11 protein-coding genes and 1 pseudogene are annotated in these 11,746 nt (G+C 67.5%); 3 read left to right on the top strand and 9 right to left on the bottom strand.

Annotation, left to right across the window (positions count from 1 at the left end; translation table 11 throughout):
- From AC3XYG_RS26825 to rpsM, 8 genes and pseudogenes are all read right to left on the bottom strand, one after another.
- On the bottom strand, window positions 1–1,342 hold a 1,342-nt coding region (locus AC3XYG_RS26825; protein WP_489142932.1), incomplete at its 3' end, for a catalase.
- 493 nt (window positions 1,343–1,835) lie between these two features.
- Entirely contained in the window at window positions 1,836–3,239 is a 1,404-nt protein-coding gene (locus tag AC3XYG_RS26820; protein WP_489142931.1) for a DegQ family serine endoprotease, read from the bottom strand.
- Between the two features lie 150 nt (window positions 3,240–3,389).
- Window positions 3,390–4,694 (bottom strand): calcium-binding protein, encoded by a 1,305-nt coding sequence (locus tag AC3XYG_RS26815; protein WP_489142930.1) that lies wholly within the window; start codon window positions 4,692–4,694, stop codon window positions 3,390–3,392.
- Between the two features lie 165 nt (window positions 4,695–4,859).
- A complete protein-coding gene (locus AC3XYG_RS26810; RefSeq protein WP_489142929.1) occupies window positions 4,860–5,144 on the bottom strand; it encodes a DUF427 domain-containing protein in 285 nt (94 codons plus the stop codon).
- 142 nt (window positions 5,145–5,286) lie between these two features.
- The gene (rplQ, locus tag AC3XYG_RS26805) at window positions 5,287–5,727 is read right to left on the bottom strand and encodes a 50S ribosomal protein L17 (protein ID WP_489142928.1); all 441 of its coding nucleotides are present in this window, start codon (window positions 5,725–5,727) and stop codon (window positions 5,287–5,289) included.
- 103 nt (window positions 5,728–5,830) lie between these two features.
- Window positions 5,831–6,847: a DNA-directed RNA polymerase subunit alpha gene (locus AC3XYG_RS26800; protein ID WP_489142933.1), complete on the bottom strand. Its 1,017-nt coding sequence runs from the start codon at window positions 6,845–6,847 to the stop codon at window positions 5,831–5,833.
- Window positions 6,848–7,046: 199 nt separating this feature from the next.
- Window positions 7,047–7,448 (bottom strand): annotated as a pseudogene (gene rpsK, locus AC3XYG_RS26795) (30S ribosomal protein S11); the annotation flags it as partial.
- Window positions 7,449–7,466: 18 nt separating this feature from the next.
- Window positions 7,467–7,835, bottom strand: a complete 369-nt coding sequence (rpsM, locus tag AC3XYG_RS26790) for a 30S ribosomal protein S13 (protein ID WP_429226706.1) — start codon at window positions 7,833–7,835, stop codon at window positions 7,467–7,469.
- A 342-nt stretch (window positions 7,836–8,177) separates the two neighbouring features.
- Here rpsM and AC3XYG_RS26785 point away from each other — a divergent pair, with 342 nt between their 5' ends.
- Together AC3XYG_RS26785 and AC3XYG_RS26780 are read left to right on the top strand one after the other, a co-directional pair.
- The gene (locus AC3XYG_RS26785) at window positions 8,178–8,576 is read left to right on the top strand and encodes a carboxymuconolactone decarboxylase family protein (RefSeq protein ID WP_489142927.1); all 399 of its coding nucleotides are present in this window, start codon (window positions 8,178–8,180) and stop codon (window positions 8,574–8,576) included.
- Window positions 8,577–8,650: 74 nt separating this feature from the next.
- Window positions 8,651–9,571, top strand: coding sequence for an agmatinase (locus AC3XYG_RS26780; protein WP_489142926.1), 921 nt, complete (start codon window positions 8,651–8,653; stop codon window positions 9,569–9,571).
- 20 nt (window positions 9,572–9,591) lie between these two features.
- On the opposite strand, the gene AC3XYG_RS26775 is transcribed toward AC3XYG_RS26780, so the two are convergent.
- A complete protein-coding gene (locus AC3XYG_RS26775; protein WP_489142925.1) occupies window positions 9,592–9,978 on the bottom strand; it encodes a glycine zipper family protein in 387 nt (128 codons plus the stop codon).
- 169 nt (window positions 9,979–10,147) lie between these two features.
- Between AC3XYG_RS26775 and AC3XYG_RS26770 the strand changes: the two genes are divergently transcribed.
- Window positions 10,148–11,731 (top strand): inorganic phosphate transporter, encoded by a 1,584-nt coding sequence (locus tag AC3XYG_RS26770; RefSeq protein ID WP_489142924.1) that lies wholly within the window; start codon window positions 10,148–10,150, stop codon window positions 11,729–11,731.
- Window positions 11,732–11,746: the final 15 nt, after the last annotated feature.

The following is an 11,746-nucleotide window of genomic DNA, read 5'->3' as shown; positions in this document are numbered from 1 at the left end:
GGTCGGCCTTGCTGAGCCTGCGGTAGTAGTCGCCGGCCTGGCGGAAGTTGTCCTGCTTGTCGATCGGCCGGGTCTGGGTCAGGCCCTCGACCTTGTACTGGCTGTAGCGGTAGTCCGGCTGTTCGGCAGGATTGCCGGCGGCGTTGGTCGGATCGTAATTCACGTCGCCCGTCCGCGGGACGGATTGCATCGCGCCGTCCTGGTTGTTGTTGGCGACCTGGACCAGGGGGCGATTGGCCGGCAGCTCCTCGAAATTCGTGCCCAGGCGATAGCGCTGCGTGTCGGCATAGGCGAACAGCCGGCCCTGCAGCATCCGGTCGGGCGACGGCTCGATTCCCGGCACCATGTTGCTGGGCGCGAAGGCTGATTCCTCGGTGTATTCGAACCAGTTGTCCGGCACCTTGTTCAGGGTCATCGTGCCGATCTTGACCTCGGGCACCCCCGGCCATTCCTTGGTGTCGTCGAAGCCGTCAAAGTCCAGCTTCTGGATGTCGTCCCAGGTCAGCAGCTGGACGTAGAGATCCCATTTCGGGAAGTTGCCGGCCGAGATGGTGCCGTACAGGTCCCGGGTGGCGTAGTTGGTGTCGGCCGCCTTCATCTGCTCAAGGGTCATGCCCTTGAGGCCCTGCTGGCTCTTCCAATGGAACTTGGCGAAGACCTGCTGGCTCTGGGCGTTCACCAGCCGGAAGGCGTGCACGCCGAAGCCATCCATCGTGCGATAGCTGGCCGGCATGCCCGGGCTGTCCGTGTACAGCTGGGTCAGCATCAGGGTCGATTCCGGCACGCGCGAGAAGAAGTCGAAGGCGCGGTCCGGATCCTGGACGTTGGTGACCGGCGACGGCTTGTTGGCATGCACGAAATCCGGGAACTTGATCGCGTCCCGGATGAAGAAGATCGGCAGGTTGTTGCCGACCAGATCCCAATTGCCCTGGTCGGTGTAGAACTTGACCGCGAAGCCGCGGGGATCCCGCGCCGCTTCCGGCGAACCGCGGAAGTTCATCACCGTCGAGAACCGCACCAGCACCGGCGTTTCCTTGCCGGGGGCCGCGAACAGCGAGGCCCGGGTGTATTTCGAGAAATCCTCGCTGGCGACGAACACGCCTTGGGCCGCCGTGCCGCGGGCATGGACGACGCGTTCGGGAATCCGCTCGCGGTCGAAATGGGCCAGCTTTTCGATCAGCGCGGAATCTTCCAGCAGCACCGGCCCTTCCGGGCCCGCCACCTTGGAGTTCTGGTTGTCGCCGACCGGCGCCCCATTGTCCCGGGTCATCGGCACCGAATCCGCCGCGAAGGCCGACCCGGCCAGCAGCCCTGCAAGCCCCAGCGCGAGTACCATCTTCATCGATCGCTTCTCCCATTGCTGCAGCGTCCCGGACCCGGTCTTGCGGATTGCCGGACGCACGTGGCCATCGCCGGCCATCGGTGTGGCGGCGTCTCATCCGGATCTCTCGATGGACAGGGCGATGCCGCACCCGCCCGCCGATTGTCATCGCGCAGGGTCGATAGGATTCAGCCGGATCACGGCAACCGCCGATCGCTCAGCAGCATTTCGATCCGGGCGCTTCTTTAGAAAGGTACAATTAGCGGCATATTTTTTATTATGCCCCAACCAAACGATGATCATTTGATCTTAGAGCGATTATAAATTCCTAAATCAAGATCAACAAGATCATTGAGATTGCAAACCTAACCGAACAGATTTCATTTGAAATACGAGATCCGATATTACCGATAAGACAAAAACTTTAGGGATTTGCGGCACAAATTCCACTTCTGATAGTAATCACTCGAAGACGACGGCCGGGGCGAAACGTCACCCCGGCCGTCCCGCCATTTTAGCGCCCGATCGTCGTTTCCAGCACCTGGCCGCCGCGCTGGACCGCGATACGCCAGGGGCCGCGGCTGCCGCGCAGCGCGGCCTCCAGCGCCGCGGTGGTCTCGACCGCCGCATCATCGAGGCGCAGCAGCACGTCGCCCGGCTGCAGGCCCAGCCGGCCGGCGGGGCTGCGCGCCGCCACCGCCGTCACCACCACGCCCTTGCTGGTGCCGTTGAGCCGCATCTCCTCCACCACCGCCGGCGAGACATTGACCACGGTGGCGCCGGCCAGGGGCGACCCGCTGCCCAGCACGCGCTGGTCGCGCGGCGGATCCTCCGGCGGCGCCTCGACCGGCAGCGACAACTCGACCGTGTCGGTGCCGCGACGCACCTGCAGCTTGGCGGTGGCGCCGAGGTCGAGGGTGGCGAGGCGGAAGCGCAGCGATTCCGGGTCGTCGACGGCATGGCCGTCGACCGCGCCGACGACATCGCCGACCTTCAGTCCGGCCCGGCCCGCCGGCCCCTTCGGATCGACGCCGTTGATCAGCACCCCCGCCGGCCGATCCAGCCCATAGGCCTCGGCCAGGCTGCGGTCGACCGCCTGGCCGTCGGCACCGAGCCAGGGCCGCACCACCGGCTGCCCGGTTTCGGCCGAGCGCATCATGCTGCGCAGCATGTTGGCGGGGATGGCGAAGCCGATGCCGAGCGAGCCGCCGCTGCGGCTGTAGATCGCCGTGTTGATGCCGACCAGCCGGCCCGTCATGTCGATCAGCGCGCCGCCGGAATTGCCGGGGTTCACCGCCGCATCGGTCTGGATGAAGAAGTCGTAGTCGGAGATGCCGACCGCGGTGCGGGCGATGGCGGAGACGATGCCCATGGTCACGGTCTGGCCGACGGCGAATGGGTTGCCGATGGCCAGCACGAGGTCGCCGACATCGAGCCCGTCGCTGTCGCCCAGCGGCAGGAAGGGCAGCTTGCGGTCGCCGAGGTCCTTCAGCCGCAGGAAGGCCAGGTCGGTGCGTTCGTCCGACAGCACCACCTCGGCCTCGAATTCGGTGCGGTCGGACAGCACGACGGTGATCTGGTCGGCATCCTGGATGACATGGTGGTTGGTCACCACCAGCCCGTCCGTGCCGACCAGCACGCCGGAGCCGAGCGAGTTCTCGACCCGCTGCCGCGGCCGGCCGCCCGGCACGTCGCCACCGAAGAAGCGCTGGAAGAACGGGTCGTCGAACAGCGGGTTCTGGCGTTCGACCACCATGTGGCGGGCATAGATGTTGACCACGGCCGGCGCTGCGGTGCGCACCAGTGGCGCGAAGGTCAGGTCGATTTCGGCCCGGCTGCCCGGCACCACATCCTCGGCCAAAGCGGGCCCGGCCAGCAGGACCAGCGCGGCCGCCGCAGCCATCCAGAAGCGCGTCATCACTCCTCCATCCGCCCTCGACGGGCATTCGCGATGCCCCGGTCTAGCCGAGAGCGATGCCCGACGGCAACGCGCCGCTGCGTCGCGCGCTGGTGCTGGCTTGCTCACCCTGCCGGCGGCGGCGAGCGCGGCCATTGACCGGACGCACGGTCAGAGAATGAAATCCCCGGCCGACAGCAGGCCGATGGTGCTGCCGACATCGATGCGGACATCGGCATGGCCGTCGCCGTCGACATCGCCCTCGACGACATAGTCGTGCCGGTCGGCGCCCGGGGCCAGGTCATGCACCCGCAGTTCCCCGGCCTTGCCGGAGAACTGGGCCTCGCCGATATCGGTGAAGGCCTGGTTGCCATGCCGGCCGGTGTCGGCATCGATCTGCGACAGGTCGATCCTGTCCTCGCCCGCGGTGAAGCCGCCGATCGCATCCGGCCGGTCGACACTGCTCTCCTGGATCGAGCGGAGGACGTAGTGGTCGGCGCCGTTGCCGTCGCTCAGCACATCCTGCCCCAGACCACCGATGATGGTGTCGTTGCCGGCATTGCCGCTGATCGAATCATCGCCGTCGCCGCCGTCCAGCAAATCATCGCCACCAATCCAGGGGGCCAGGATGCCGTCCTCGCCAATCAGGATATCGTTGCCGTTGCCGCCATAGAGTTTGTCGGCATCCTCGCCACCGTTGAGGAAATCATCGCCGTTGCCGCCGAAGAGCTGGTCGTGCCCGGCATTGCCCTGGATGGTGTCGTTGCCGTCGCCGCCGATCAGGATGTCATGGCCGCGCCCGGGTTCGCCGACCACGCTCTCCTCGCCCGCGATGAAATCGTCGCCGGCGCCGCCGTCGATCCGGTTATCGCCGTCATCGCCGTACAGGGTGTCGGCGTGGCTGCTGCCGATCAGGTTCTCGATATTCCGCAGCGTGTCGACCTCGCCCTCGATGCCGCCGACGCCCGAGGCCAGGCCGGCGAACACGCCGGTATCCGACAGGGCGTAGCTCGCCGTGTCGATGCCGTCGCCGCCATCCAGCTGGTCGGCCCCGGCGCCGCCGATCAGGGTGTCATCGCCGCCCCGGCCTTCGAGTGTGTCGGCGCCGGCCAGCCCGACCAGGATGTTGGCGCCGCGATCGCCCCCCAGCACGTCGTCGAAGCCGGAACCGACCACATTCTCGAAGCCACGGACCAGGACGTCACCATCGGCGTCACCGCCGGAGACCACGGCGAAGCCGCCCCAGCCGGCGCCGAGATCGACCTGCACGGCCGCATGCGAGCCGGCATAGCCGAGCGTGTCGATGCCGCTGCCGCCGAACAGGATGTCGACCGCCCCGCCGCCGCCTTCGACATAATCGTTGCCGGTGCCGCCGCTCAGCACCTCCAGCGTCGCGCCGCCGCCGATGAGGACATCATCGCCCGGCCGGTCCGGGTCGATGCCCAACAGCCACAGCAGATCGCGTGATACAGCCATCGACTTCCTCCCCCATTGCACCGATAGCGTGGCGGGACCCAGTCCCACCACGCCATCGGCATCCTTTGCGGAGACGAAACCGACTATCAATATTTACATTACCGGCGATATTTTGGGCCAATACTGCCCAATTCCCGGCGAACCCGATGCCGGATCAAACCGGGGTCAGCGTTCGATCGTCACGCCGCGCCAGAAGGCGACATGGTCCTTGATGTTGGCCGCGGCGTCTTTCGGCTCGGGGTAGAACCAGGCGGCGTCCTTGTTCTCGGCGCCGTCGGCCTCGACCGTGTAGTAGCTGGCCTCGCCCTTCCATGGGCAGGTGCTGTGGGTCGGGCTCGCCTTCAGCAAGTCCTTCCGCAACGACTCCGGCGGGAAATAGACATTGCCCTCGACCAGCTCATAGGTGTCGCTCTCCGCCAGCACCACCCCGTTCCAGACTGCGCGCGCCATCGGTCTCTCCATCATTGCCTGGAGAAGAGGTTGGGGCCCGGCGGGCGGGCGGCAAGGCCTGCGTCACCAAGAGCGTCCACCAAAGAAAAAGGCCTGGCATAAAGCCGGGCCTCGATCTTTTCGATGGTCGCTTAAGGCCGGATCAGGCCTCGGCGCCCTCGAACTCGGCGGTCGCGGCCTTCAGCTCGGCGTCGCGGGCCTTGTCCTCGGCGCCCTTGGCGGCGCGGTCGCGCTCGACCAGCTCGATCACCGCCATCGGGGCGGCATCGCCGTAGCGGAAGCCGGCCTTCATCACGCGGGCATAACCGCCGCTGCGGGTCTTGTAACGCTCGGCGATCACCGAGAACAGCTTGGTCACGACGTCGTCGTCACGCAGCTGGGCATAGGCCAGGCGGCGATTGGCGAGGCCACCCTTCTTGCCGAGGGTGATCAGCTTCTCGACGATCGGGCGCAGATCCTTCGCCTTCGGCAGGGTGGTCTTGATCTGCTCATGGGTGATCAGCGCCGCCGCCATGTTGGCGAACATCGCCTTGCGGTGGCTGCTGGTGCGGCTGAACTTACGTCCGGAAACGCCGTGACGCATGGCGGTCTCTCCTCAAGGCGCGGCCCCCGCGGGGGTCCGATGGCGGGACCCGCCGCCTGCCCTTGCGGGACAGCACGGCGGGGTCGTGTCTCTCGTTAGCCGATCAGAACGGCTCTTCGAGCTTCTTGGCGAGATCTTCGATGTTCTCCGGCGGCCAGCTCGGGATTTCCATGCCGAGATGGAGACCCATGGTCGAGAGAACTTCCTTGATCTCGTTCAGCGACTTGCGGCCGAAGTTCGGGGTGCGGAGCATTTCCGCCTCGGTCTTCTGCACGAGGTCGCCGATGTAGACGATGTTGTCGTTCTTCAGGCAGTTGGCCGAACGGACCGACAGCTCGAGCTCGTCCACCTTCCGCAGCAGGTTGCGGTTGAACGGCATGTCCTCCGAGGTCTCTTCGCGATGGTCGCGCGACGGCTCCTCGAAGTTGATGAACAGCTGCAGCTGGTCCTGCAGGATGCGGGCGGCCAGGGCCACCGAATCCTCGGGCGTCACCGCGCCATTGGTCTCGATCTGCATCGACAGCTTGTCGTAGTCGGTGACCTGGCCGACGCGGGTGTTCTCGACCTTGTACGAGACCTTGCGGATCGGGCTGTACAGGGCGTCGACCGGGATCAGGCCGATCGGCGCGTCTTCCGGGCGGTTCATGCTGGCCGGGACGTAGCCCTTGCCGACATTGACCGTGAACTCCATCGCCAGCTTGGCGCCTTCGTCCAGGGTGCAGAGGACCAGCTCGGGGTCCATGATCTCGATGTCCGGCCCGGTGACGATGTCGCCGGCCTTGACCACCTTCGGCCCCTCGATGTTGAGGCGCATCTTCTTCGGGCCCTCGGCGTGCATGCGCAGCGACAGCGCCTTCACGTTGAGGACGATGTCGGTCACGTCCTCGCGGACACCCGGGATCGACGAAAATTCGTGCAGCACGCCGTCGATGTGGATCGCGGTGACCGCGGCGCCCTGCAGCGACGAGAGCAGCACGCGCCGGACGGCGTTGCCGAGGGTCAGGCCGAAGCCGCGCTCGAGCGGGTCGGCGACCAGGGTCGCCTTGCGCTGGGAATCGTCGCCCGGCTGGACGTCGAGAGCGTTGGGCTTGATCAGTTCCTGCCAGTTGCGCTGAAGCACTGTCATATCATCCTGTTTTGCCACGAGAGGCCGGATACGGCCGAAAATGCCGACAGGGGCCGAAGCCCCTTACCAATCCCATGCGTGGACCCTGTGGCCAGTGGTCCTATCCCGGATCGGCCGGCAAAGATGCGCCAAGGCACCAGCCCGCCGGCCGTGCGCCCCGAGGGGCGACGACCGGCGGGCCGGACGATCCGTAGACGCGACCCTTCTTGCGCGGGCGGACGCCGTTGTGCGGAATCGGCGTGTCGTCGCGGATCGAGGTGATCTGGAAGCCGACCGACTGCAGGGCGCGCAGCGCGCTCTCGCGGCCGGAGCCCGGGCCCTTCACGTTGATCTCGAGCACCCGCATGCCGTGTTCCTGCGCCTTGCGGCCGGCATCTTCGGCTGCCATCTGGGCGGCGTAGGGCGTCGACTTGCGGCTGCCCTTGAAGCCCATGCCACCGGCCGACGACCAAGCAATGGCGTTGCCCTGCGCGTCGGTGATGGTGATCACCGTGTTGTTGAAGGACGAGTTCACGTGGGCGACACCCGACGTGATGTTCTTGCGCTCGCGACGACGCAGACGGGCGTTCGCGGTGGCAGCTGCTGGCTTGGCCATGGTTCGCTCGCCTTCCGATTACTTCTTCTTGCCCGCGATGGGCCGCGCCGGGCCCTTGCGGGTACGCGCATTGGTGTGGGTGCGCTGGCCGCGGACCGGCAGGCCCTTGCGGTGACGCAGGCCACGGTAGCAGCCCAGGTCCATCAGGCGCTTGATGTTCATCGCCGTCTCGCGGCGCAGATCGCCTTCGACCGTGAAGTCGGCGTCGATCGACTCGCGGATGCGCAGGATCTCGTCTTCGGTCAGCTCATTGACACGGCGATCGGCCGGAATGCCGAGCTTGTCGATGATGCTCTGGGACGCGTGACGGCCGATCCCATGGATATAGGTGAGCGCAATCAGAACGCGCTTCTGGGTCGGAATGTTGACGCCGGCAATACGTGCCACGTCTCTCTCCTTCAATGGCCACCTTCGGCGTCACCGCTGCCCTGTCCTGGTGGGGACAGAGCCTGCAACGCCGGGTCGCTGGTTCATGGTTGCCCGCGGGCCGGAGCGGCCGTGCGAACGCCTTGCGCTTCGGGCGCCTTTCGGCTCCGAAGCGCGCGGAGTATAGACATCGGAAGGCCAGAGTCAACCGACGGGATTCACGGCATGGCGCCGCGCTCGTCCAGGTCGACAGCACCTGAATCATAGCCGGGTCGAATCCCGCTTGTCACCAGGACAATTGTGACGATTTGCGGCGCCCCTGGACCGTGCCAGGGTGGCGGCCAAACCCACTGGAGGACGACGATGACATCGGGGCTGATCGACTATGACGAAGCGTCGCCGGAGGTGCGCGCCGTGTTCGACGACATCATGACCACAAGGAAGATCGACCGGGTCAACAACTTCTGGAAGGCCCTCGCCATCCACCCGGCAACGCTGAAGCGGACCTGGGAGAGCCTGAAGGAGGTGATGGCCCCGGGCGCGATCGACCCGCTGGTGAAGGAGATGATCTATCTCGCCGTCAGCACCACCAATGGCTGCGGCTATTGCATCGCCTCGCACAGCGCCGCCGCCCGCAAGGCCGGGATGACCGACGAGATGCTGGGCGAGCTGATGGCGGTGACCGGCATGGCGAACGAGACCAACCGCCTGGCCACCGGCCTGCAGGTGCCGATCGACCAGGCCTTCCGCCGGCCGGAGTGACGGGCCCGGGCATGGCTTGACACCCCGGCGGCGGGCGGGAACCATCGCCGCCCGTTTCCGGCCCGGAGAGAGCCATGGCCCCGCCTTATGCCGGCATCGCGACGTTCCTCGGCGCGCCGCAGCGCCAGACGCCCGAAGGCGGCCGCCCCGCCGTCGCCGTGCTGGGGCTGCCGTTCGATTTCGGCACCACCAACCGCCCCGGCTCCCGCTTCGGGCCGGGCGCGATCCGCGCCGTCAGCCGGCTGCTGACCGGCGACGACCACCCCGATCTGGGCCTGAGCCCGGAGGAGCGGCTGGATATCTACGATGCCGGCGACGTCGCGCCCATTACCGCCGACATCGCCGGCAGCCTGGCTGCGATCCGCGAAGCGGCAGCGGTGCAGCTGGCGACCGGCGCGCGCCTGCTGGCCCTGGGCGGCGACCACACCGTCACCCTGCCGCTGCTGGAGGCGACGGCGGCGAAGCACGGCCCGGTGGCCCTGGTGCAGGTCGACGCGCACAGCGACACCTGGACCGGCACGCCGACGGCGCGGGTCTATCACGGGTCGTGGCTGCACCATGCGATCGAGCGCGGGCTGGTCGACCCGCACGCCACCGTGCAGGTCGGGCTGCACAGCCCGGTCGCCCGCGACATCGCCGCCTGGACCCGGGGCCGGGGCGTCACCGGCATCACCGCGGAGCAGGTCCACATGGAAGGTGTCGACCGGACCGTCGAGCGCATCCGCGCCGTGGTCGGCGACCGGCAGGTCTACCTGACCTTCGACATCGACGGGATCGACCCGGGCATGGCGCCCGGCGTCGCCTGCCCGGAGGCCGGCGGCCTGTTCTCCTGGCAGGCGCTGGCGATGCTGCGCCGGCTGGGCGACCTGGCCTGGGTCGGGGCCGACGTGGTCGAGACCTGCCCGCCCTACGATCATTCCGAGATCACCGCCGTGCTGGCCGCCACCATCGGCTGGACCTGGCTGTGCCTGCTGGCGGCGCAGCAGGCACCTTAACGCGTCAGAAAACCGCCGCCTCAGTCCAGCACGGCGTAGCCGCGGTGGATCATGCAGTTGCGGACCACGTCGCGCGTCGTGGCAGCGCCGGAGCCGGCGCCGCCGACCCCGCCGGTCAGGCCGCCGACGCCGGCCCCGATCGCGGCGCCGCTCCCCACATTGCCGGTGAAGGCACCGATGATCGCGCCGCCGGCGGCACCGACCGCACCGCCAACCAGGGCGCCGCCGACCGTCTGCCCGCCGGTGTCGACCTGCTGCGCCAGCTGCTGGCACTGGCCGACGTCGAATTCATAATTACGGCCGCCGGCGAGCGAGGTCGCGGGGTCGATGATCGGCCGCACCTGCCGGGCGCAGGCCGCGAGAGCGAGCGCCAGGACGGCAAGCCCGATGGCCTCTTTCCAGCGCATGATCTTCTCCTGTGATCGGCGGGCGCCCGCCGAAATCCGGTGACGATACGGAGCCGCAGCGCCGCCCATTGTGCCATGACCCAGCATCATCCAGGAACCTTAGCAATTCTGTAACACTCCGCCTGTACGGTCGCGGCATTATCGTTCGAAGCCGGCCGAGGCACCCCCCATGACCAGTTCCGTGCTCGACTCCAGGCCCACAGGGGGCCTGAGCAGACTGACCCCGCTGGCCGTTTTCGGCCTGCTCATCGCCGGCGTCGTCTATGCCGGCTGGAGCCTGGTCAACGACCTGGGCGACGTTCATTCCCCCAGCCTGTTGCCCTACCTGCTGCTCGGCATCGCGCTGCTGATCGCGCTGGGCTTCGAATTCGTCAACGGCTTCCACGACACCGCCAATGCGGTGGCGACGGTGATCTACACCAACTCGCTGCCGCCCACCCTCGCGGTGGTGTGGTCCGGCGCCTGGAATTTCCTGGGCGTGCTGACCTCGACCGGCATCGTCGCCTTCGGCATCATCTCGCTGCTGCCGGTCGAACTGATCCTGCAGGTCGGCAGCGATGCCGGCTTCGCCATGGTGTTCGCCCTGCTGATCGCCGCGATCATCTGGAATGTCGGCACCTGGTATTTCGGCCTGCCCTCCTCCTCCTCGCACACGCTGATCGGGTCGATTATCGGCGTCGGGCTGATGAACCAGCTGATGGCCCTGCCGGGCACCGGCACCAGCGGCGTGGACTGGTCCCAGGCGCTGGGCATCGGCAAGTCGCTGCTGCTGTCGCCGCTGGTCGGCTTCGTCGCCGCCGCCCTGTTGCTGCTGGCCGCCAAGCTGCTGGTCAAGCGGCCGGAGCTGTACAAGGCGCCGGAAGGCGCCAAGCCGCCGCCGCTGTGGATCCGCGGCCTGCTGATCCTGACCTGCACCGGCGTCAGCTTCGCCCATGGCTCGAATGACGGTCAGAAGGGCATGGGGCTGATCATGCTGATCCTGATCGGCACGGTGCCCACCGCCTACGCCCTGAACCGGGCGATGCCGGAAACCCAGATCGCCGCCTTCGAACAGTCGTCGCAGCAGGCGGCCGGCGTGCTCGACCGCTACACCAACGGCGTCGCCGCCCCGGCCGATGCCCGGGCCGCGGCCACCGCCTATGTCCGCGACCGCGTCATCGCGCCGGAGACGATCCCGGCCCTGGCCGCCCTGACCCGCGAGATCGACCGCGGCGTCGCCGGCAAGAGCACCCTGGCCTCGGTGCCGCTGGAGCAGACCGGCAACATCCGCAACGACATGTACCTCGCCTCCGAAGCGCTGAAGCTGATGGCGAAGTCCGAGACGCCGGCCTTCACCGCCGATGACGGCAAGGTGCTGACCGCCTATCGCGGCTATCTCGACGAGGCGACCAAGTTCATCCCGACCTGGGTCAAGGTCGCGGTCGCCATCGCGCTCGGCCTCGGCACCATGGTCGGCTGGAAGCGCATCGTCGTCACCGTCGGCGAGAAGATCGGCAAGGAGCACCTGACCTACGCCCAGGGCGCCTCGGCCGAGTTGGTGGCGATGGCGACGATCGGCGCCGCCGATGTCTACGGCCTGCCGGTCAGCACCACCCATGTGCTGTCCTCCGGTGTCGCCGGCACGATGGCGGCCAACCGGTCCGGGCTGCAGTGGAGCACGATCCGCAACCTGATCATGGCCTGGGTGCTGACCCTGCCGGTCTCGATCGTGCTGGCCGGCGGCCTGTACTGGCTGCTGCGCCACCTGTTCTGATCGGAACGTGGGTCT

Source organism: Inquilinus sp. (assembly GCF_057815775.1).
Note: the sequence above shows the minus strand (reverse complement) of the source record. Positions and strands in the feature narration are given on the sequence as shown.

What these genes read in the sequence shown, in the direction of transcription:
- AC3XYG_RS26820 (WP_489142931.1), bottom strand. Translation starts at nt 3,239, where the DNA reads ATGACGCGCTTCTGGATGGCTGCGGCGGCCGCGCTGGTCCTGCTGGCC.
- AC3XYG_RS26815 (WP_489142930.1), bottom strand. Translation starts at nt 4,694, where the DNA reads ATGGCTGTATCACGCGATCTGCTGTGGCTGTTGGGCATCGACCCGGAC.
- AC3XYG_RS26810 (WP_489142929.1), bottom strand. Translation starts at nt 5,144, where the DNA reads ATGGCGCGCGCAGTCTGGAACGGGGTGGTGCTGGCGGAGAGCGACACC.
- rplQ (WP_489142928.1), bottom strand. Translation starts at nt 5,727, where the DNA reads ATGCGTCACGGCGTTTCCGGACGTAAGTTCAGCCGCACCAGCAGCCAC.
- AC3XYG_RS26785 (WP_489142927.1), top strand. Translation starts at nt 8,178, where the DNA reads ATGACATCGGGGCTGATCGACTATGACGAAGCGTCGCCGGAGGTGCGC.
- AC3XYG_RS26780 (WP_489142926.1), top strand. Translation starts at nt 8,651, where the DNA reads ATGGCCCCGCCTTATGCCGGCATCGCGACGTTCCTCGGCGCGCCGCAG.
- AC3XYG_RS26775 (WP_489142925.1), bottom strand. Translation starts at nt 9,978, where the DNA reads ATGCGCTGGAAAGAGGCCATCGGGCTTGCCGTCCTGGCGCTCGCTCTC.
- AC3XYG_RS26770 (WP_489142924.1), top strand. Translation starts at nt 10,148, where the DNA reads ATGACCAGTTCCGTGCTCGACTCCAGGCCCACAGGGGGCCTGAGCAGA.